Annotated in this window: 19 protein-coding genes; 4 read left to right on the forward strand and 15 right to left on the reverse strand. The window is 62.7% G+C overall.

Annotation, left to right across the window (positions count from 1 at the left end; all coding sequences use genetic code 11):
- The first annotated feature begins 304 nt into the window (after positions 1–304).
- Positions 305–1,057: a sulfite exporter TauE/SafE family protein gene (locus tag X727_RS144510; RefSeq protein WP_023683874.1), complete on the forward strand. Its 753-nt coding sequence runs from the start codon at positions 305–307 to the stop codon at positions 1,055–1,057.
- Here X727_RS144510 and trmD read toward each other — a convergent pair.
- Complete coding sequence (trmD, locus tag X727_RS144505; RefSeq protein WP_023698365.1) at positions 1,039–1,737, reverse strand: tRNA (guanosine(37)-N1)-methyltransferase TrmD; 699 nt, start codon at positions 1,735–1,737, stop codon at positions 1,039–1,041. The two genes, X727_RS144510 and trmD, sit on opposite strands and share 19 nt — an antisense overlap.
- Entirely contained in the window at positions 1,734–2,333 is a 600-nt protein-coding gene (rimM, locus tag X727_RS144500; protein WP_023730247.1) for a ribosome maturation factor RimM, read from the reverse strand. The genes trmD and rimM overlap by 4 nt, the downstream gene beginning before the upstream one ends.
- 96 nt (positions 2,334–2,429) lie before the next feature.
- On the opposite strand from rimM, the gene X727_RS144495 reads away from it, so the two are divergent.
- Entirely contained in the window at positions 2,430–3,368 is a 939-nt protein-coding gene (locus tag X727_RS144495) for a tyrosine recombinase XerC (protein ID WP_023834687.1), read from the forward strand.
- Positions 3,369–3,442: 74 nt separating this feature from the next.
- The gene (locus X727_RS144490) at positions 3,443–4,507 is read left to right on the forward strand and encodes a TraB/GumN family protein (protein WP_023683873.1); all 1,065 of its coding nucleotides are present in this window, start codon (positions 3,443–3,445) and stop codon (positions 4,505–4,507) included.
- Between the two features lie 848 nt (positions 4,508–5,355).
- Here X727_RS144490 and lpdA read toward each other — a convergent pair.
- The 12 genes from lpdA to mdh form a co-directional block, all read right to left on the reverse strand.
- Complete coding sequence (gene lpdA, locus X727_RS144485) at positions 5,356–6,762, reverse strand: dihydrolipoyl dehydrogenase (RefSeq protein WP_023702623.1); 1,407 nt, start codon at positions 6,760–6,762, stop codon at positions 5,356–5,358.
- Positions 6,763–6,785: 23 nt separating this feature from the next.
- Positions 6,786–7,541: an SDR family oxidoreductase gene (locus X727_RS144480; protein WP_023834688.1), complete on the reverse strand. Its 756-nt coding sequence runs from the start codon at positions 7,539–7,541 to the stop codon at positions 6,786–6,788.
- A complete protein-coding gene (locus X727_RS144475) occupies positions 7,538–8,044 on the reverse strand; it encodes a hypothetical protein (protein WP_023834689.1) in 507 nt (168 codons plus the stop codon). Before X727_RS144475 ends, X727_RS144480 begins: the two co-directional genes overlap by 4 nt.
- Positions 8,041–8,778, reverse strand: coding sequence for a DUF4241 domain-containing protein (locus X727_RS144470; protein WP_031195599.1), 738 nt, complete (start codon positions 8,776–8,778; stop codon positions 8,041–8,043). Before X727_RS144470 ends, X727_RS144475 begins: the two co-directional genes overlap by 4 nt.
- Before the next feature lie 16 nt (positions 8,779–8,794).
- The gene (odhB, locus tag X727_RS144465; protein WP_023742114.1) at positions 8,795–10,087 is read right to left on the reverse strand and encodes a 2-oxoglutarate dehydrogenase complex dihydrolipoyllysine-residue succinyltransferase; all 1,293 of its coding nucleotides are present in this window, start codon (positions 10,085–10,087) and stop codon (positions 8,795–8,797) included.
- 48 nt (positions 10,088–10,135) lie between these two features.
- Positions 10,136–13,198, reverse strand: a complete 3,063-nt coding sequence (locus tag X727_RS144460; protein ID WP_023834690.1) for a 2-oxoglutarate dehydrogenase E1 component — start codon at positions 13,196–13,198, stop codon at positions 10,136–10,138.
- A 128-nt stretch (positions 13,199–13,326) separates the two neighbouring features.
- Positions 13,327–14,232, reverse strand: a complete 906-nt coding sequence (sucD, locus tag X727_RS144455; RefSeq protein WP_023699237.1) for a succinate--CoA ligase subunit alpha — start codon at positions 14,230–14,232, stop codon at positions 13,327–13,329.
- Positions 14,233–14,244: 12 nt separating this feature from the next.
- A complete protein-coding gene (locus X727_RS144450; protein WP_023834691.1) occupies positions 14,245–14,736 on the reverse strand; it encodes a DUF1579 family protein in 492 nt (163 codons plus the stop codon).
- Positions 14,737–14,739: 3 nt separating this feature from the next.
- Complete coding sequence (locus X727_RS144445; RefSeq protein ID WP_023694516.1) at positions 14,740–15,111, reverse strand: cupin domain-containing protein; 372 nt, start codon at positions 15,109–15,111, stop codon at positions 14,740–14,742.
- A gap of 33 nt (positions 15,112–15,144) precedes the next feature.
- A complete protein-coding gene (locus X727_RS1000000168045; protein ID WP_155923599.1) occupies positions 15,145–15,705 on the reverse strand; it encodes a hypothetical protein in 561 nt (186 codons plus the stop codon).
- Between the two features lie 4 nt (positions 15,706–15,709).
- The gene (gene sucC / locus X727_RS144440; protein WP_023834693.1) at positions 15,710–16,903 is read right to left on the reverse strand and encodes an ADP-forming succinate--CoA ligase subunit beta; all 1,194 of its coding nucleotides are present in this window, start codon (positions 16,901–16,903) and stop codon (positions 15,710–15,712) included.
- A gap of 33 nt (positions 16,904–16,936) precedes the next feature.
- Positions 16,937–17,905, reverse strand: coding sequence for a malate dehydrogenase (gene mdh, locus X727_RS144435; protein WP_023670541.1), 969 nt, complete (start codon positions 17,903–17,905; stop codon positions 16,937–16,939).
- A gap of 234 nt (positions 17,906–18,139) precedes the next feature.
- Here mdh and X727_RS01000000164935 point away from each other — a divergent pair, with 234 nt between their 5' ends.
- Positions 18,140–18,508, forward strand: a complete 369-nt coding sequence (locus X727_RS01000000164935) for a GNAT family N-acetyltransferase (RefSeq protein ID WP_245264522.1) — start codon at positions 18,140–18,142, stop codon at positions 18,506–18,508.
- 266 nt (positions 18,509–18,774) lie between these two features.
- On the opposite strand, the gene zapE is transcribed toward X727_RS01000000164935, so the two are convergent.
- Positions 18,775–19,959 carry a cell division protein ZapE gene (gene zapE, locus X727_RS144430; protein ID WP_023834694.1) on the reverse strand — a complete coding sequence of 395 codons (1,185 nt, stop codon included), beginning with the start codon at positions 19,957–19,959 and terminating at the stop codon, positions 18,775–18,777.
- Between the last annotated feature and the right edge of the window lie 83 nt (positions 19,960–20,042).

Here is a 20,042-nt window from a genome sequence, read left to right on the forward strand (position 1 = left end):
TTCCGACAGTCAGAGCGTCCGACACTCGCCTTGCAGTTCCATTGACCGCTCGGCTATGCCCTTTGTCCCCGAGACATCTTGTCTTCGAAACATTGGGCAGGGGCGACTACACCGTCATTGTTGACGGGTCCGGGAGATTTTTCTCGCCAGTACGGGCGGGCACATACAGCTATTTCACTGACTTGTCACGCCTTGGCCCTGTCTTTTTTGGTCGCATGCCACCACGCAATCGTCCAGTGCAGGGTTGCGCCGGCCCTTCAAGCTTCCTAATCCGGGAGCAGCACACTTGTCCGGCGGCCTCACAATGTCTGTTTTCGACGCAGTCCTGCTCTTCCTCGCGGGTTTTCTGTCAGGCGCCGTCAACGCCGTTGCCGGCGGCGGCACCTTCATAACCTTCGGCGCCATGACGCTGGCCGGCCTGCCGCCGATCGTCGCCAACGCCACGTCCTCGGTAACGCAGTTTCCCGGTTACATCACCTCGACGCTGGCTTACTGGACCGACATCAAGCATTTCTGGCGCGGCGCGCTGCTGCTTTGCCTGATCTCGGCTTTGGGCGCGCTGGCTGGTGCGCTCATCCTGCTGGCGCTCTCAAATCCGTCGTTCCGCGCCCTCGTGCCGTGGCTGCTGCTGGCCGCAACCGCCTTGTTCGCCGCCGGGCCGTGGCTGAAACCAACGCCGAAGCCTGGGCATGAAGCCACGGTCGGCTCTCTGGCCGGTTCGCTGGCGCAGTTCGCTACCGCCATCTATGGCGGCTTCTTCGGCGCCGGCATGGGCGTCATGATGCTGGCGACGCTCGGCCTGACGCAATCCGGCGACTATCACCGGCTGAACGCGCTGAAGAACATGCTGGCCGTGGTCATCGCCGCCGTTGCCATACTGGTCTTCGTTTCCGGCGGCGTTGTTGCCTGGCCTCAGGCAATCGTCATGATCCCCGGCGGCGCGCTCGGCGGCTATGCCGGCGTCTGGATCGCCAAGCGCGTGCCGCAAAACGCAGTACGCGGCTTCGTCATCGCCGTCGGCCTGTTTCTCGCCGTCTACTATTTTGCCAAGGGCTGAGCGGCGAGCAAATCCGGCCGGCGCTCCCTGGTCAGCTTCTCGGACTCGGCGCGCCGCCACGCGGCGATCTTCTTGTGATTACCGGAGACCAGCACGTCGGGGATGGGGCGGCCTTCGAACTCCTGTGGCCGCGTGTAATGCGGGTGTTCGAGCAGGCCGTTCTCGAAACTTTCTTCCTCGCCCGACACCGCATTGCCCATGACGCCGGGCAACAGCCGCACAACGGCGTCGAGCAGCACGAGCGCCGCCGGCTCGCCGCCCGACAGGATGAAATCGCCGATGGAGACCTCTTCCAGTCCACGCGCCTCGATCAGCCGCTGGTCGACGCCCTCGAACCGGCCGCAAACGATGACGGCGCCTGGCCCGCCAGCCAGTTCGCGCACGTGCGCCTGCGTCAGCGGCTTTCCACGCGGGCTCATCAGCAAACGCGGCCGCGGATCGCCCGCCGGCGACGTGTGGTCGATCGCCTTGGCCAGCACATCGGCGCGCATCACCATGCCGGCGCCACCGCCGGCCGGCGTGTCGTCGACGGTGTGATGGCGATCGCTGGCGAAGTCGCGGATCTGGATAGCTTCCAGCGACCATGTCCCGACTGCGAGCGCCCGTCCGGCCAGCGACAGGCCTAGCCCGCCCGGAAACATCTCGGGATAGAGCGTCAGCACCGACGCCTTGAACGTCACCGGTTGCCTCCGGCTTCGCGCGGCCCGCGCGGTCGGCCCTTCGCGTCGAAATCTTCTTCGCGCGGCGCGTCGCCATCCTCATCCTCGACAAGGCCGGCGGCTGCCGGGTCGACGCGGAGAAAACCTTCGGCGATCGAAACCTGAGGCACGGCGGCCTGGGTGAACGGGATCAGCACGCCTTTGCGCCCGCCGAGGGTAACGTCGAGAATGTCGCCGCCGCCGAAATTATGCACCGCCACCACCTTGCCGATGACCGCGCCCTTATCGTCGCGGACTTCAAGTCCGACGAGATCGGCGTGGTAGAATTCGTCCTCCTCGCCATCGTCGGGCAGCATCGAGCGGTCGACGAACAGCTCGGTTCCGGCCAGCGCCTCGGCGGCGTTGCGGTCGGCAATGCCCTTGAAGCGCACCACCACGACGGTGTTGGCGGGCCTTATGTCGGTGATCTGGAAAACGCGGCCGTCCTTGGCATAGAGCGGCCCATAATCGGCCAGCGCCATCGGCTCGCCAGTGAAAGTCTTCACCCGCAATTCGCCCTTGATGCCGTGGGCGGCGCCGATCACGGCCATTTGCACGGGGTTCTGGGGCTTCGACATGGCTGATATCCTTTGCCCTGCTCTAACGCCCTACCGGCGTCATTTCAATGACAGGTTCTTCACCGCTTCCTAACCCGGCTGCCTGACAATGGCGGCATGCAGGAATTTCTCATCCCGGCAAAACCCGACCTCCAGGCAGCGCGCGAAAGCTGGCTGAAGATGCTGGCGCGCGAGCGCCGGCTGTCGCCGGCGACCGTCGAAGCCTATGAGCGCGACACGCGCCAGTTCCTGCATTTCCTCACAGGGCATTGCGGCGGCTCGCCTGGTCTTTCCGACATCGCCACTCTCCGCCCGGCCGATCTGCGCGGCTTTCTTGCCGCGCGGCGCAACGCCGGCGCCGGCGCCCGCACGCTCGGACGCGGCCTCGCCGGCATCCGCTCGCTGCTGCGCTTCCTCGAACTGCGCGGTCTCGCCAATGCCGCCGGTGCCGCTGCGTTGCGCGCGCCGCGCCAGCCGAAATCGCTGCCCAAGCCGCTGACCGCCAGCGATGCCAAACATGTCGTGTCGGTGGAAGGCCAACTGGCTGAAGAGCCCTGGATCGCCGCCCGCAACGCCGCCGTGCTGACGCTGCTTTATGGATCGGGCCTGCGCATTTCCGAAGCGCTGGGCCTCAGCGCCGCCGACCTGGCATCGGAAGCCGACACCGTGCTGCGCGTCACCGGCAAGGGTGGCAAGACACGGCTGGTGCCGGTGCTGCCGGTGGCGCTCAGGGCAATCGCCGAATACCGAAAACTGTGTCCCTACCATCTCGATCCCAAGGGCCTGCTGTTTCGCGGCGCCCGCGGCGGGCCGCTCAACCCGGCCATCGTCCAGCGCGACATGGCCAGGCTGCGCTCGGCGCTGAACCTGCCTGACACCGCGACGCCGCACGCGTTGCGCCATTCCTTCGCCACCCATCTGCTCGGGCGCGGCGGCGACCTGCGCACCATCCAGGAACTGCTCGGCCACGCCAGCCTGTCAACGACGCAGGTCTATACCGGCGTCGACACCGCAAGACTGCTCGAGATTTACGAATCCGCGCATCCCCGCGCGTGACCACTGTATAAGTCCAGGACAATTTCCCCACGCCGGTTAACCGTTTCGCCGCTTTTCAGTCCTAGAACCGCACCATGAAACGCGCCCTTGCCATTGCCGATCGCGCGGCCCTTGTGTCGCTGAAGCTGCTCGTCGCGCTCAACGCCGTGTTTTGCCTGTCTTTTCTCGTCGTGCTGCTGCTTGCCATGGGCAGGGCGCATGCCGAAGCCCCGGCCTGCGCCGGCGCCGATCTGCTGTCGGCCCTGCAGAAGGAAGACCCCGCCACCTATTCCAGGATCGAGACGGAAGCAGCAGCGACGCTGAACGGCAAGGGCCTGTTGTGGAAGCTGGAGAAATCAGGCGAAAAGGCATCCTTCCTGTTCGGCACCATGCACATGACCGACCCGCGCGTGACCACTCTGCCGCCGGCAGCCAGGAAAGCCTATGACGCCGCCGGCACCATCATCATCGAGACCACCGACGTGCTCGACAAGCAGAAGATGATGGAGGCCATGCTCAAGGAACCCGAGCTGATGATGTTCACCGACAACACGACGTTGTCGTCGCTGTTGTCGCCGGAGGATGCGGCGGTGGTGAACAAAGGGCTCGATGCGCGCGGCATTCCGCCGGCGAGCGTCTCCAAGATGAAGCCGTGGCTGCTGTCGGCCATGGTCGCGCTGCCGGTCTGTGAGGTCGCCCGTCAGGCAGGCGGCGCACCGGTTCTGGACGTCAAGCTGGCGCAGGACGCCAAGGCCTTGGGGAAGCCGGTGGAAGGGTTGGAGACCGCTGCCAGCCAGCTGCGCGCCATGGCCTCGCTGCCGATTGCGTTCCACATCAAAGGGCTGGTCGAGACCCTGAAGCTCGGCGACAAGATAAACGACATCAACGAAACCATGATCGTGCTTTACCAGCGCGGCGACACCGGCACCTTCTGGCCGCTGTTGCGTTCGATCTCGCCCGACGAAGACGACGACGCAGGTTACGCCGAATTCGACCGGACGATGATCACCGGCCGCAACAAGGTCATGGCCGACCATGCCGCACCGATCCTGGCCAAGGGCAATGCCTTCATGGCCGTCGGCGCCATGCATCTTCCCGGCCCCGAAGGCCTGGTCGAGGATTTTCGCAAGGCCGGCTATACCGTCACCGCCGTCGACTGAGCAGCGCCCGTCTTGAATACCGAATCACGTAAGCCCGGCTCTGTGCGGTGCGCAACTGATTCGCAAAGCGGAGGCGGTTGGCCCTATTTTTGGCGGAAAAGGCCAGCTAAGCTCGTTCTACCTCGTTCGTGATTGATTTTGCGGGGGAAATACAGGCCAACGAGCGGTTGCGAATCAGAATTTTCCTGCGTTCGTCAATTTGAAGGCCTAGTATGAACCCGTTCAACGGTTGCGCGTTGAGGGGTGTTGATTGATGCTTTTCATCCACGGAGGACACTTTTATGGCGAACCCTAACGATCCAGCGCCCAGGTCGGGTGGTGGCAGCGGCTGGCTGATTGCGCTGGTCGTCGTCATCCTTGCGATTGTCGCGTACTATGTTTTCGGCAGAAGCGGCGAACATCCTGCNCCCGCAGAGCCGCCGGCAGCCAGCACACCGGCGCCCGCACCTGCACCGGCTGAGCCGATGAAGCGCGCCGAACCGGCTCCCGCACCAGCCCCTGCTCCCGCACCGGCTCCTGCGCCAGCCCCGGCACCCGCGCCCGCTCCGGCGCCGAGCCCGTAATCTGGCCAACTGATCTGGCATCTTGATTCCAGCCAAGAACGGCCCGCTGAAAAGCGGGCCGTTTTGTTTGGGGCACCTATCGGCGAGCGTCGCGATTCTTCACCGCCCCCTCTGTCCTGCCGGACATCTCCCCCTCGAGAGGGGAGATCGGCAGTTCACGAACAGCGCCAGGTTAGAAACGTGAGAAACTTGAAAGCTCGCGACGCGGCGGTGAAGTCCAATCTCCCCCCTTGAGGGGGAGATGGCCGGCAGGCCACAGGGGGGTGCTGTCCCTCCAGCGTTTCCTTAAATATGGATCGGCTTGAAGAACGTCGCCAGCGCTGCTTCCTTCACCGCTTCCGACATTGTCGGATGCGCGTGGCAGGTGCGGGCGAGGTCTTCGGATGAGCCGCCGAATTCCATCAGCACCGCCGCCTCATGAATCATCTCGCCGGCGCCGAAGCCGACAATGTGGACGCCGAGCACGCGGTCGCTGGCTTTGTCGGCGAGGATCTTCACGAAGCCGTCCGTGTGCAGCATGGCGCGCGCGCGGCCGTTGGCGGTGAACGGGAATTTGCCGCTTTTGTAGTCGATGCCGGCCTTCCTCAGCTCTTCCTCTGTCTTGCCGACCGAAGCGATTTCCGGGCTGGTGTAGACGACGCTCGGAATGACGTCGTAATTCACATGGCCGGCCTGGCCGGCAATGGTCTCGGCCACCGCCACGCCTTCATCCTCGGCCTTGTGCGCCAGCATCGGCCCGGCGATGACGTCGCCAATGGCGTAGATGCCGGCCACGTTGGTCCTGAGATGCCCGTCGGTCTTGACCCGGCCGCGCTCGTCGACCTCGACGCCGGCTTCTTTCAACCCGAGGCTGTCGGAATAGGCCCGGCGTCCGGTCGAGATCAGCACCGCGTCGGCCTCGATGGTCTCGGCCGCACCACCCTTGACCGGTTCGAACGCAACGGCGGCGCCCTTTTTGGCCTTGGTCACCCCTGTCACCTTGGCGCCGAGCTTGAACTCGAAACCCTGCTTGGAAAGCAGGCGCTGGAACTGCTTGGAGACCTCGCCGTCCATGCCGCCCAGGATGGTGTCGAGGAATTCGACCACGGTGACCTTGGCGCCGAGCCGTGCCCAGACCGAGCCGAGCTCCAGACCGATGACCCCACCGCCGACCACCACCAGATGTCCCGGCACTTTCTCCAGCGACAGCGCGCCGGTCGACGATACGATCACCTTCTCGTCGATGTCGACCTTGACGCCGGGAATGCCGGCGACATCGGAGCCCGTGGCAATAACGATGTTTTTCGTCTCGATCTCCTCGACCTTGCCGTCCTCAGCCGTCACCAACACCTTGCCGGCCGCAACCACCTTCCCGGTGCCACGGAAACTATCGATCTTGTTTTTCTTGAACAGGAAGGCGACGCCATTGACGTTTGCCGAAACGGTCGCGTCCTTGTGCGCCATCATCTTCTTCAGATTGAGTTTCGGCGCCGGTATCTCGACGCCCAGCGCATCGAAGGAATGGCCGGCCTCGGCGAACATCTCCGAGGCATAAAGCAGCGCCTTGGATGGGATGCAGCCGATGTTCAGGCAGGTGCCGCCGAAAGTGGCGTTCTTCTCGACCACCGCGACCTTGAGCCCGAGCTGTGCCGCCTTGATGGCACAGACATAGCCGCCCGGTCCCGACCCGATGATAACGACATCATAAGCCATGTTCGTTTCCCTTAGCTTGGGGCTCAGCGGCCGCCGCTTACATTCAGGATTGCGCCCGTCGTGTAGGACGCTTCATCCGACAAAAAATAGAGAACGGCACGCGCGACTTCATCCGCCGTGCCGGCTCGTTTCATCGGCAGCATGTCGCGGAACCGCTCGACCCGGTCCGGCTGGCCGCCCGAAGCGTGGATCTCGGTGTCGATGATGCCCGGCCGTATCGCGTTGACGCGCACGCCTTCGGTCGCGACTTCGCGCGCCAGGCCGAGCGTAAAAGTGTCGATCGCCGCCTTGGACGCTGCATAGTCGACATATTCGCCGGGCGAGCCGTGTAGCGACGCCGCCGACGAGATGTTGACGATGGCGCCGCCCTGGCCGCCATGCTTGCTCGACATGCGTTTAACCGCTTCGCGCGCGCACAGGAACGAGCCGATGACGTTGATGCGCATCATGCGCTCCAGCCGCGCCAGGCTCATCTCATCGACGCGCGCCTTGACGTCGACGATTCCGGCATTGTTGACCAGGGCGTCGAGCCGACCGAAGCGGCGGTCGACCGCTTCGAACATTGCCACGATGTCGGCTTCGTTGCCGACGTCACCCTTGACCGCAAAGGCTTCACCGCCCGCTGCCTCGATTTCGGCAACCAGCGCCTGGGCCGCGGCCTCGTTTGCGGCATAGTTGACCGCGACGCGGTAGCCGGCCTTCGCCGCAAGCCGGCAAGTGGCCGCACCAATGCCGCGGCCGCCGCCGGTGACCAGAAGAACTTTCTTCGCCGCGCTCATTCCTGGCAACCTTTCAGCAAAAACACATCCCACGGCAGTTTCGAAAAACCGATGGAGCCAAAGGCGGACGACATCTGCAACGATGGACCCAGATCGGGGAAGATCAGGCTCTGCGGCGCGTCCGTGCCTTCCGCCGCCAGGAGCGCGATGTTGCCCTTATCGTCGGCGCTGTAGATGACGCCATGCCAGACCGTGCAGGCGGCAAGCTCGTCACCGGTGACGTCGCCGGTCGGGCATTTGTACATCAGCGAGCCATGCGGTCGCGAAACACCGGAGGTCCACATCACAATGCCGTCGAGCACGATGCCCTTGTCGAGCACAATCTTGAAGGTATTGGTGACGGTGACCGCATCCGTCGTCGGCCGGAAATCAATGCCGGCCTCGCTTTCGGCATCGCCATAGACAGCAAGCGCCAGCGGGCAGGCGGCATGCGCCTCGTAACCCGCTGCGAGAACAGCCAGCCCGGCCATAAATCCGATCATTGGCGAAGCGATGTTTGTCATGAATTGCTCTGGCTGCTCTCGCGGCCGTCGGCGTTTTCGAGCACCTCGAAATCGGTCATCAAGACCAGCGGCTCGCCGGCCGCATCCAGTCCCCAGAAGGAATAATAGTTCCCATCACCGAAGCCAGTGTCGAACATGGCTATATTAAGCGGATTTCCATCAACCGGATTATCCATGCGGAACTTGTCGAACGAGCATGCAACGTCAGCAAGATAGCTGTCGAGTTCCTCCTGGTCGGACATCAGCGTCAGAACCGACTTGTCCATGAACGAAGCAACATTATCATCGACAATAAATCCAGACTTCCAGGACGATGTGCCGACGTCGCGGACGAAGGCAGCCAACTCCCACCGCACCGGCAAGCCAGTGCCAAACCGCAATACCGCTGCAGCAACACGGCCTTGCGCCTCAAGCAACGTGACTGGATAGCATCCCGGCCTGACCTTACGGCTAAACACAGGCCGTTCCAGCCCGGTAATCAGTGGATCGCAAGCGATGATTTCGCCGGTCGGTAGCTCAAGCTCACCGATCGCCGTGACGATGATCTTCCGCTCCGCCATTTCGGCTTCGCTGAGAGCGAAGACACCGAGATTGCTGCTCGCCGGCGCCGAATCCCATTCAGTCGATGTCGCCGGCGGAGAGATGGCGGCGGAAGCCGCCGGCCGGGAACGCCTCAATACGCTACCCGCTACTCGACCCAGCTTGAACCCAAACCGCGCCAGCCAGCCGCTCATGACGGATCAGCTCCGATCACAAATCAAGCACCAGCCGTTCGGGATCCTCCAGGCTATCCTTGACGCGGACCAGGAAGGTCACGGCTTCCTTGCCGTCGACGATACGGTGATCGTAGCTGAGCGCCAGGTACATCATCGGCCGAATCACGATCTGGCCGCCGACCACGACGGGCCGGTCCTGGATCTTGTGCATGCCAAGAATGCCCGACTGCGGCGCATTGAGGATCGGCGTCGACATCAGCGAACCGTAGACGCCACCGTTGGAAATCGTGAACGTACCACCCTGCATGTCGGCGACCGACAGCTTGCCGTCCCGCGCGGCGATGCCCAGCCGGCCGATATCCTTCTCGATCTCGGCAATCGACATTTGGTCGGCATTGCGCACCACCGGCACGACGAGACCCTTTTCGGTGCCGACGGCAACGCCGATATGGGCATAGTTCTTGAAGATGATGTCGGTGCCGTCGATCTCGGCATTGACCGAGGGGATTTCCTTCAATGCGTGCGTAACCGCCTTGGTGAAGAAGCCCATGAAGCCGAGCTTCACGCCATGCTTCTTCTCGAAGATGTCCTTGTACTTGGTCCTGAGCGCCATCACCGCCGACATGTCGACCTCGTTGAAGGTGGTCAGCATGGCGGCGGTCGACTGCGCTTCCTTGAGCCGGCGCGCAATGGTCTGGCGCAGCTTGGTCATGCGCACGCGCTCCTCGCGCGACGCATCGTCGCCCGAGGACGGCGCACGCACGGCGACCGGAGCCGGTGCGGCCTTCGGAATTTCGGCCGGCTGCGACGGCGCGCCCTTGGAAATCGCGTCGAGCACGTCGCCCTTCAGCACCTGGCCGCGCTTGCCCGAGCCAGAAACCTGGTCGACCGACAGATTGTTCTCGGCGATCAGCTTTGCGGCAGCTGGCGCCGGCGGCATTGTGCGCGGCTCGACCGGCCCGGCATCGCCGGCGATCTTGGCGGTCTCGGCCGCGGCCTGCTTGGTCGTATGTGCCGCGTCGGGGCTCGACGCCTGCGACACAGCTTGCGGCTTGGTCTCCTGCTTGGACGCCGGGGCGGCGGCAGCGCCTCCAGCCGAGATCGAACCGAGCAGCGCACCGACGCCGACGGTCTCGCCTTCCTTGGCGGTGATCTCGCCCAGCGTGCCGGCGGCGGCGGCAGGCACCTCCACCGTCACCTTGTCGGTTTCGAGCTCGACCAGCGGCTCGTCGACGGCAATGGCATCGCCGACCTTCTTGAACCACTTGCCGATGGTCGCCTCGGTGACGGATTCGCCGAGAGTGGGAACGCGGATTTCGGTAGCCATTGTGCCTGTTCCGTTTCTTCTCTGTCTGTTCTATTCGCCGGGTTTGTTCTATTCGCCGAGCGCGTCTTCGAGCAGGGCGGCGAGCTGTGCCAGATGCTTCGACATCAGCCCGGTCGCCGGCGACGCCGCCGCCGGCCTGCCGGTGTAGCGCACCCGCTGATGCTTGGCGTCGATATGCGCCAGCACCCATTCCAGATAAGGGTCGATGAACGACCATGCGCCCATGTTCTTGGGTTCTTCCTGGCACCACACCATCTCCGCATTGCGGAAACGCGACAGTTCGGTGATCAGCGCCTTGGCCGGGAACGGATAGAGCTGTTCGACGCGCAGCAGGTAGATGTCGTTGATGCCGCGCTTCTCGCGCTCCTCGTAGAGGTCATAATAGACCTTGCCCGAGCAAAGCACGACGCGGCGGATCTTGGAATCCTTGGTGAGCTTGATCGCCTGGTTCTGCAACAGCTGGGCATCGTCCCACAACAGCCGGTGGAACGAGCTTTCGCCCGAAATCTCCGGCAGCGTCGACACTGCCCGCTTGTGGCGCAGCAGCGACTTCGGCGTCATCAGGATCAGCGGCTTGCGGAAGTCGCGCTTCAGCTGCCGGCGCAATATGTGGAAGTAGTTGGCCGGCGTGGTGCAGTTGGCGACTTGCATATTGTCTTCGGCGCAAAGCTGCAGAAAGCGCTCGAGCCGGGCCGAAGAATGCTCTGGACCCTGGCCTTCATAGCCATGCGGCAGCAGGCAGACCAGGCCTGACATTCTGAGCCACTTGCGCTCGCCCGACGAGATGAACTGGTCGAACACCACCTGGGCGCCGTTGGCGAAATCGCCGAACTGCGCTTCCCAGAGCGTCAGCGCCTTCGGCTCGGCCAGGCTGTAGCCATATTCGAAGCCAAGCACCGCCTCTTCCGACAGCATCGAGTTGATGACTTCGTAGCCGGCCTGTGCCGCCGACAGATTGTTGAGCGGGATGTAGCGGGTCTCGTCCTTCTGGTCGTAGAGCACGGAATGGCGCTGCGAGAAGGTGCCGCGTTCTGAATCCTGGCCGGAGAGCCGGATCGGATTGCCGTCGAGCAGGATGGCGCCGAAGGCCAGCGCCTCGGCCGTCGACCAGTCGATGCCTTCGCCGGAGTCGATCGCCTGGCGGCGGTTTTCGAGGAAGCGGATGATGGTCTTGTGCGCCTCGAAACCTTTCGGCACCTCGGTCAGTTTCTTGCCGATGTCCTTCAGCACCTTGACCGGCACGGCGGTCTTGCCGCGGCGCTGTTCGTCCTGGTTGTCGGCGGTGCGCAGACCAGACCAGGCGCCGTCCAGCCAGTCGGCCTTGTTGGGCTTGTAGTGCTGGCCGACTTCCCATTCGGACTCCAGATGGGCGCGCCAGTCGGCCTTCATCTTGTCGAGTTCGGCCTGGCTGATATGGCCCTCGGCGATCAGCCGCTCGCCATAGATCTGCACCGTCGTCTTGTGGTTGCGGATGTTGGCGTACATGATCGGCTGGGTGAAAGCCGGCTCGTCACCCTCATTGTGGCCGAAGCGGCGATAGCAGAACATGTCCACCACCACCGGCTTGTGGAACTTCATGCGAAATTCGATCGCCACCTTCGTGGCATGCACCACCGCTTCCGGGTCGTCGCCATTGACGTGGAAGATCGGCGCCTCGATCATCTTGGCGACGTCGGACGGATAGGGCGACGAGCGCGAGAAGCGCGGATTGGTGGTGAAGCCGATCTGGTTGTTGATGATGAAATGCAGCGTGCCGGCGACGCGGTGGCCGCGCAGGCCCGACAGGCCGAGGATTTCGGCGATTACGCCCTGGCCAGCAAAGGCGGCGTCGCCATGCAGAAGCAGCGGCAGCACCTTGGCGCGCTCTTCCAGCGGCACGATCTCCTCGCGGCTGCGGCCGAACAGATAGTCCTGCTTGGCGCGCGCCTTGCCCATCACAACCGGATCGACGATTTCCAGATGCGAAGGATTGGCGGTCAGCGACAGATGCACCTTGTTGCCGTCGAATTCGCGGTCCGACGAGGCGCCGAGATGGTACTTGACGTCGCCCGAGCCCTCGACCTCGTCAGGAGCGGCCGAGCCGCCCTTGAATTCGTGGAAGATGGCGCGATGCGGTTTGGCCATCACCTGGGACAGCACGTTCAGCCGGCCGCGATGCGCCATGCCGAGCACGATCTCCTTCATGCCGAGCTGGCCGCCGCGCTTGATGATCTGCTCCAGCGCCGGGATCAGGCCTTCGCTGCCATCGAGGCCGAAGCGCTTGGTACCCTTGTACTTGACATCGATGAACTGCTCGAAGCCTTCGGCCTCGACCAGCTTCTGCAGGATCGCCTTTTTTCCCGTAGCGGTGAAGGAAATCTCTTTGTCGGCACCCTCGATGCGCGCCTGGATCCAGGCCTTCTCCTCGGGGTCGGAAATGTGCATGAACTCGACACCGAGCGTCGAGCAATAGGTGCGGGTCAGGATCTCCAGCATCTGCCGGATGGTGCCGAATTCGAGGCCGAGCACATTGTCGAGGAAGATCGGCCGGTCGTAGTCGGCTGCGGTAAAACCGTAATTTTCCGGCGACAGCTCGTTATAGTCCTCAAGCGGCTTGGCGATGCCGAGCGGGTCGAGATTGGCGTGCAGATGGCCGCGCATGCGGAAGGCGCGGATCATCATGATGGCGCGCACCGAATCGCGCGTCGCCTGATGCACGTCGGCATCCGACAGCACGACGCCATTGGTGACCGCCTTATCCTTGACCTTCTTTTCCAGATGCTTCTCGACGATGCCCCAATTGCCGTCCAGCGCCGACACCAGTTCGCCATTGGCCTGCAGCGGCCAGGACGGCTTTGCCCAGGAAGCGCCCTTGGCGTTCTTGCGCACATCGCCGGCGTCGTCCTTCAGCCCGGCGAAAAAGTCCTGCCATTCGGGGTTTACCGACTCCGGATCATCCTCATAGGAGGCGTACAGCGCGTCGATATAGTCGGCATTGCCGCCATAGAGGAAAGANACCGACTCCGGATCATCCTCATAGGAGGCGTACAGCGCGTCGATATAGTCGGCATTGCCGCCATAGAGGAAAGAGGTGAGCGAAAATTGGTCGTTGGCCTGATCTTGTCTTGCCATTTTTGTCCGCGGAGCCTGGCTCCGTCTCCTTTTCAAAAGCGAATAGTGAGTAGCGAATAGCGAGTAGGGATTTTTCCCGGGTCGCGCCGTTACTCTCTTTTCCCTATTCGCTATTCACTACTCGCTACTCACTTAGCCTTGATCGCCTCGACCAGCGTCGTGCCCAGTCGTGCCGGCGATGGCGATACCTTGATGCCGGCCGATTCCATGGCCGCGATCTTGTCTTCCGCGCCGCCTTTGCCGCCGGAGATGACCGCGCCGGCATGGCCCATCGTGCGGCCGGCCGGCGCGGTGCGCCCGGCGATGAAGCCCGCCATCGGCTTTTTGCGGCCGCGTTTGGCCTCGTCCTTGAGGAACTGCGCGGCGTCTTCCTCGGCCGAACCGCCGATCTCGCCGATCATGATGATCGACTTGGTCTCGTCGTCGGCGAGGAACATCTCGAGCACGTCGATGAACTCGGTGCCTTTGACGGGGTCGCCGCCGATACCGACCGCGGTCGTCTGGCCGAGGCCGACATTTGTGGTCTGGAACACTGCCTCATAGGTAAGCGTTCCCGAGCGCGAAACAACGCCGACCGAGCCTTTGCGGAAGATGTTGCCGGGCATGATGCCGATCTTGCATTCGTCGGGGGTGAGCACACCAGGGCAGTTCGGGCCGATCAGCCGCGAGGTCGAGCGGTCGAGCCGCGCCTTGACCCTGACCATGTCCATCACCGGAATGCCTTCGGTGATGCAGACGATCAGCGGGATCTCGGCTTCGATGGCTTCGAGGATGGCTTCGGCGGCGCCCGCCGGCGGCACATAGACGACCGAGGCGTTGGCGCCGGTCTTTTCCTTGCCCTCGGCGACCGAGGCGAAGATCGGCAGGTTTTCGCCCTTGGCGCCGGTCCAGGTCTCGCCACCCTTCTTGGGATGGATACCGCCCACCATCCTGGTGCCGTGATAGGCCAGCGCCTGTTCGGTGTGGAACGTGCCGGTCTTGCCGGTCAGGCCCTGCACCAGCACCTTGGTGTTCTTGTCGATGAGAATGGACATCGGAGCCCTTTTCTAAAAGCCGTTGATCGAGGAAGGCGAGACGCGCCGGTAGACGCCGCTCACCATGTCTTGCCAGCTGTCGCTGCCGGCAGGTTTGAAATGCAATCGCATGCGGTAGGTATCGGCATTGTCGAAAATATATGTGACCCGCGCGGAACCGCGCGGCGACGACCGATCAAGAGTGAGCTCGCTGCCGTTCCATGCGCCTGTGGCCGGCGAGGCCGGCACAAAGCCTATGGAATCGAACTGGTGCATGGTGACGAGGCTGTTTTGCTGATCGAATCCGAACACTGAGTGCGAGCCGAACGAGACCGTGCCGTCGCGGCGCTGGCGATAGCGCTGCACCACGAACAGGCCGCCGAACGGTGCCTCCGCCAGCACTTCCGACGTCGCCGGTCCACCATCGGCCCATTGTGTTTCCGCCACCTCTTCCTCGCCGCGCCACGCGCCGACCAGCGCCTGCAGGCGCTGGTGATCGGCCGAGAGCGAGGAGAACGCGTTCATGGGTCAGAGCCGCTTCAGGTCGGAGACGGTGAGGTCGCTCTTGGCATTGCCGGTGTTGAGCGTCGTTGCCGGCTCGAACATCAGCACGACCGGCTCGGCGGTCAGCGACCGCGGCCGGTGCTCGACGCCCTTCGGCACGACAATGAAATCGCCCTCGCCGAGCTCGACCGGGCCGTCGCGAAAATCGATGGCGATCTTGCCCCGCAGCACGAGAAAAGCCTCGTCCTCATGCTCGTGCGCATGCCAGTCGAAGGTCTCGCCGAACTTGGCGACCTTGGCCTGGCTGTCATTGACGTCGCCGGCAATATGCGGATCGAAGACCTTCTTGATCTTCGCGTCCGCCGCCTCGACGAGGTTTATCTTGCGCGGAGGCACGGGATCATTCCTCCTTGCAACTTGCGATGCGGATCATTCTGACGTGCCCTGATGATGCGGAGAATTCGTCCCAAAACGGAAAACCCCAGTCAGCTTACCATCTAGCGGTTGGTCGCTTATAGTTCCGACAAAACGGCACTTTCCATCGTCTTTGCCAGAAGTCTTGCAATCTTTGCTTACAAAGAGCCGTACCAGTGTTTGTTCCGGTAGATCATCAAAAATCTGTTCTTTTGGTATTTCGATCAAACCCTGCAATCGGACATAATTATCAAGGTCGGATATCCGAGTCGTATTTCCAAAAACCTCGCAAACATCCATCACAGGATAATTTCCATCTGTTCTCGCAGATTTTAAGGTCACAAAAGGCTTGGAGAGGTTTCCGGGTCGGTCCCGATTATAAGTCTTTATGCCAAAATCGTTCGAACTGATCGAAAACCCATTCTCCAGAGCCAATTGCTCGCTTCTCATCAAATCGCCGTCAGACGCGATGCAAATTTTCTCATAGAGTACGACTGCATCCGAAATCTCTTCTGCCTGCGACGGAACGGCCAGACAGCCGAACCCGATTGCACACAGAAGGCGGCTGGGTTGCATCCGCTCAGCCCTTCACCGCCGCCACGATCTTCTTGGCTGCGTCATCGAGATCATCGGCCGACACCACGTTCAGGCCGCTGTCGTTGATGATCTTCTTGCCGAGCTCGGCATTGGTGCCTTCAAGACGCACCACCAGCGGCACTTCCAGGCCGACTTCCTTGACTGCGGCAATGACGCCCTCGGCGATGATGTCGCACTTCATGATGCCGCCGAAGATGTTGATCAGTATGCCTTTGACGGCCGGATCCTTGGTGATGATCTTGAACGCCGCCGTCACCTTCTCCTTCGACGCGCCGCCGCCGACATCGAGGAAGTTGGCGGGCTCGGCGCCGTAGAGCTTGATGATGTCCATAGTCGCCATGGCGAGGCCGGCGCCATTGACCATGCAGCCGATATTGCCGTCGAGCGCGACATAGGCGAGGTCGTATTTCGACGCCTCGATCTCCTTCTCGTCCTCTTCGGTGGTGTCGCGCAGTTCCATCAGTTCGGGGTGGCGGAAGAGAGCGTTGTTGTCGAACGACACCTTGGCGTCCAGCACGCGCAGGCGGCCGTTTTTCATCACGATCAGCGGGTTGACCTCGAGCAGGCTCATGTCCTTCTCGACAAAGGCCTTGTAGAGGATCGGGAACAGCGTGCCGGCATCCTTGGCGGCATCGCCGGTGAGGCCCAGCGCTTCCACCAATATGTCGACGTCGATGGTCGTCACGCCGGCCAGCGGATCGATGGCGCGGGTGATGATCTTTTCCGGTGTGTCGTGGGCGACGCCTTCAATGTCCATGCCGCCCTCGGTCGAGACGACGAAAGCGATGCGGCCGACCGAGCGGTCGACCAGGATCGACAGATAGAGTTCACGCTCGATGTCGGCGCCGTCCTCGATGTAAAGCCGGTTGACCTGCTTGCCGGCCGGGCCGGTCTGTTTGGTGACCAGCGTGTGGCCGAGCATCTCATTGGCGTTGGCAACGACTTCGGCCACCGATTTCGCCAACCGCACGCCGCCCTTGGCGTCCGGGCCAAGCTCCTTGAACTTCCCCTTGCCGCGGCCGCCGGCATGGATTTGGCTCTTCACCACATAGAGCGGACCGGGAAGCGCTTGTGCCGCGGCTTCCGCTTCGCTTGCCTTGAACACCGGCACGCCTTCGGCCACCGGCGCGCCAAACGACTTCAGCAGCGCCTTGCCTTGATATTCATGGATGTTCATCTGGACGGTCTCCGGATCGGCTGCTTTGGGGGATTACTTCGAGGCGAGGTGCGGGGCGATCTTGACGCAGGCCTCGGTCAGGCCCTGCACCGTCGCCACCGAAGCGTCGAACATCTTCTGCTCGGCCTTGTTGAGGTCGATCTCGATGATGCGCTCGACGCCGCCGGCGCCGATGACAACGGGAACGCCGACATAGGTGCCCTTGACGCCATACTGGCCCGAGAGATGCGCAGCGCAAGGCAGCACGCGCTTCTTGTCCTTGAGGTAGGATTCGGCCATCGAGATGGCCGAGGCTGCCGGGGCGTAGAAGGCCGAGCCGGTCTTCAAGAGGCCGACGATCTCGGCGCCGCCGTCGCGGGTGCGCTGCACGATCTGGTCGAGCTTTTCCTTCGAGGTCCAGCCCATCTTGATGAGGTCCGGCAACGGAATGCCCGAAACCGTGGAGTAGCGGATCATCGGCACCATGGAATCACCGTGGCCGCCGAGCACGAAGGCGGTGACGTCCTCGACCGAGACCTTGAACTCCTCGGCCAGGAAATAGCGGAAGCGCGCGCTGTCGAGCACGCCGGCCATGCCGACGACATGGGTCTTGGGCAGGCCGGAAAACTTCTGCAGCGCCCAGACCATGGCGTCGAGCGGGTTGGTGATGCAGATGACGAAAGCCTTGGGCGCGTATTTCTTCAGCCCTGCGCCGACCTGTTCCATGACCTTGAGGTTGATGCCCAGCAGATCGTCGCGGCTCATACCCGGCTTGCGCGGCACGCCGGCAGTGACGATGCAGACATCGGCGCCCTCGATCCCGGCATAATCATTGACGCCGGTCAGCCGGGAATCAAAACCGTCGACCGGCGAAGACTGCGCGATATCGAGCCCCTTGCCTTGCGGAATGCCCTCGGCAATATCGAACAGCACCACGTCGCCGAGGTCCTTGAGGCCGATCATGTGAGCGAGCGTGCCGCCGATCATGCCGGAGCCGATGAGCGCTATCTTGTTGCGTGCCATGTGAGGAAATTTTCCCTTTGTCTGTGACGACGCCCAAAATCCCTGGCGATCTGTTGACGGCGTCGAGGAAGAGGCCGGAATGCTATGGTCTCAGCTAGATTTCGCCGCATCCAGTAGCCCCGGTGGAAAATATATTCAATCGATTATTTTCGAGTGAATGATTTCAATCGGTTAGAAACATTGGGACTTACGTAAACGTCAAAGTTTGTAGGCCAGCTTAGGAGATTTTACACAATGAGCGTGGAAATCAGAAGACTATATCCAGGCGATGACGCCCTTGTGAAGCGCATCGCCGAGGACGTGTTCGACGAGCCGGTCCGGGCAGACAGGCTTGCTGCCTACCTCGCCTCATCATCAGGTCATCTCATGATCGTGGCATTGGCCGACGGCGTCGTCGACCAATGCCCCACAATCATCCACCGCCATCCCGACAAGGTCAACGGACTCTACATCGACGAAGTCGGCGTCTCACCCGCCTACCAGCGCCAAGGCATCGCGCGAAAAATGCTCGACGCGATGTTCGCGCTCGGCCGCGAGCAAAGGTTGCGGCGAAGCCTGTGTTGGAACCGAGCCGGACAATGTTCCATCGCGCGGGCTTTATGAAAAACGCAGGGAGGAGCATGGGCAGGCGGAGTCGTTTGTGATGTATGTGTACGAGCTTTAGGCGTCGGCGGGACAGCGCCCCCTCTGCCTTGCCAGGCATCTCCCCCACGAGGGGGGAGATCGGACGTCACGCGACCTTTCGCCAATCTCCAATGGCCGCAGGAATGAGCGGAGCGCCGAAACCGCCAATCTCCCCCCGTGTGGGGGAGATGTCCGGCAGGACAGAGGGGCGCGAAGGATCACTACATAATGACCTCTTGGAACCCTCAGACCTGCGCTTCCGCGTTGTCCTTCTGCCGTTCCGCCCAGTCCTCCAGCCAGTCGCGGCTTTGCATCTCGATCAGCCGCGAGGCGGTGCGTTCGAATTCGAACACCTCGACGCCGCGCCTGGCCGTGTAAAGCTCAGGCGGGGGAGCCTCAGCGCTCACCACCAGCCGCGTGTGATGATCGTAGAGCGTGTCGATCAACAGGATGAAGCGCTTGGCCTCGTTGCGCTTGCCTTCGCCCAGCACCGGCACGTGATCGATGAAGACGGTCGAGAAGCGGCCGGCAATGGCCAGGAAATCGCGTGCGCCGAGCGGCTTTTCGCAGAGGTCGGCGAAGGAAAACCGCGCCGCATTGCCGGCAGCAGCCGGTATTCTCACCTGCCGCCCCTTGAGCGTCAGCGAGGTCTCGGCCGTCGGCGCTCCACGCGTCATCGCCTGCCAGGCCTCGTCGAGCACACGGTCGGCTTCGGCATCCGCCGGGGTGACATAAACCGGCGTGCGGGCGAGCTTTTCCAGCCTGTAGTCCTTGTCGGCATCGAGCGTCAGCACATGGGCGTGGCGCTCGAGAATGCTGATGAAGGGCAGGAAGAGCTGGCGGTTCAGCCCGTCGCGATAAAGGTCCTGCGGCGCGACATTCGAGGTGGCGACCAGAACCACGCCATTGACGAACAGCGCCGAAAACAGCCGCGACAGCACCATCGCATCGGCAATGTCGGTGACCGAAAACTCATCGAAGCACAGCACCCAGGCCTGTTCGGCAAGCTGAAGCGCGACCGGCGGGATCGGGTCGTCCTCCTTGACGTCGCCGTTCTTGCGCGCCTGCCGGTGCTTCTGGATGCGGTCCTGCACATCGGCCATGAAGTCGTTGAAATGAACGCGGCGCTTGCGCCTGACCGGCAACAGCTCGAAGAACATATCCATCAGCATGGTCTTGCCGCGACCGACGCCGCCATGAATGTAGAGGCCCTTGACGACCTCGCGCGTCTCGCGCTTGCGGGCAAACAGCCAGCCGAGCGCGCTCGACTTGTGCGCCAGCCGCTTGACCGAGATCTCGTCGGTCAGCCGGTCGAGCGCGGCGGCGATGCGCTCCTGCGCAGGATCGCGCTCGATGGCGCCGGTTGCGACCAGATGGTCGTAGCGCTGCCTGACGGTCGCATGGGTCTGGAGGCCGTCACGCAGATGCATCGGTCACGTCGCTTACTTTGAGCGGATTGCTCCAGGAAAGATCAGGGTGTGTTGAGGTTCAGGTCAGGCCGAGCCGAGAATGG

Source organism: Mesorhizobium sp. L103C105A0, assembly GCF_000502215.1.
Taxonomy (GTDB): Bacteria; Pseudomonadota; Alphaproteobacteria; order Rhizobiales; family Rhizobiaceae; genus Mesorhizobium.

Bases quoted from the DNA above. Each gene is read 5' to 3' on its own strand.
- X727_RS144510 (WP_023683874.1), top strand. From the start codon at position 305: ATGTCTGTTTTCGACGCAGTCCTGCTCTTCCTCGCGGGTTTTCTGTCA.
- rimM (WP_023730247.1), bottom strand. From the start codon at position 2,333: ATGTCGAAGCCCCAGAACCCCGTGCAAATGGCCGTGATCGGCGCCGCC.
- X727_RS144495 (WP_023834687.1), top strand. From the start codon at position 2,430: ATGCAGGAATTTCTCATCCCGGCAAAACCCGACCTCCAGGCAGCGCGC.
- X727_RS144490 (WP_023683873.1), top strand. From the start codon at position 3,443: ATGAAACGCGCCCTTGCCATTGCCGATCGCGCGGCCCTTGTGTCGCTG.
- lpdA (WP_023702623.1), bottom strand. From the start codon at position 6,762: ATGGCTTATGATGTCGTTATCATCGGGTCGGGACCGGGCGGCTATGTC.
- X727_RS144480 (WP_023834688.1), bottom strand. From the start codon at position 7,541: ATGAGCGCGGCGAAGAAAGTTCTTCTGGTCACCGGCGGCGGCCGCGGC.
- X727_RS144475 (WP_023834689.1), bottom strand. From the start codon at position 8,044: ATGACAAACATCGCTTCGCCAATGATCGGATTTATGGCCGGGCTGGCT.
- X727_RS144470 (WP_031195599.1), bottom strand. From the start codon at position 8,778: ATGAGCGGCTGGCTGGCGCGGTTTGGGTTCAAGCTGGGTCGAGTAGCG.
- odhB (WP_023742114.1), bottom strand. From the start codon at position 10,087: ATGGCTACCGAAATCCGCGTTCCCACTCTCGGCGAATCCGTCACCGAG.
- sucD (WP_023699237.1), bottom strand. From the start codon at position 14,232: ATGTCCATTCTCATCGACAAGAACACCAAGGTGCTGGTGCAGGGCCTG.
- X727_RS144450 (WP_023834691.1), bottom strand. From the start codon at position 14,736: ATGAACGCGTTCTCCTCGCTCTCGGCCGATCACCAGCGCCTGCAGGCG.
- X727_RS1000000168045 (WP_155923599.1), bottom strand. From the start codon at position 15,705: ATGCAACCCAGCCGCCTTCTGTGTGCAATCGGGTTCGGCTGTCTGGCC.
- sucC (WP_023834693.1), bottom strand. From the start codon at position 16,903: ATGAACATCCATGAATATCAAGGCAAGGCGCTGCTGAAGTCGTTTGGC.
- mdh (WP_023670541.1), bottom strand. From the start codon at position 17,905: ATGGCACGCAACAAGATAGCGCTCATCGGCTCCGGCATGATCGGCGGC.
- X727_RS01000000164935 (WP_245264522.1), top strand. From the start codon at position 18,140: ATGAGCGTGGAAATCAGAAGACTATATCCAGGCGATGACGCCCTTGTG.
- zapE (WP_023834694.1), bottom strand. From the start codon at position 19,959: ATGCATCTGCGTGACGGCCTCCAGACCCATGCGACCGTCAGGCAGCGC.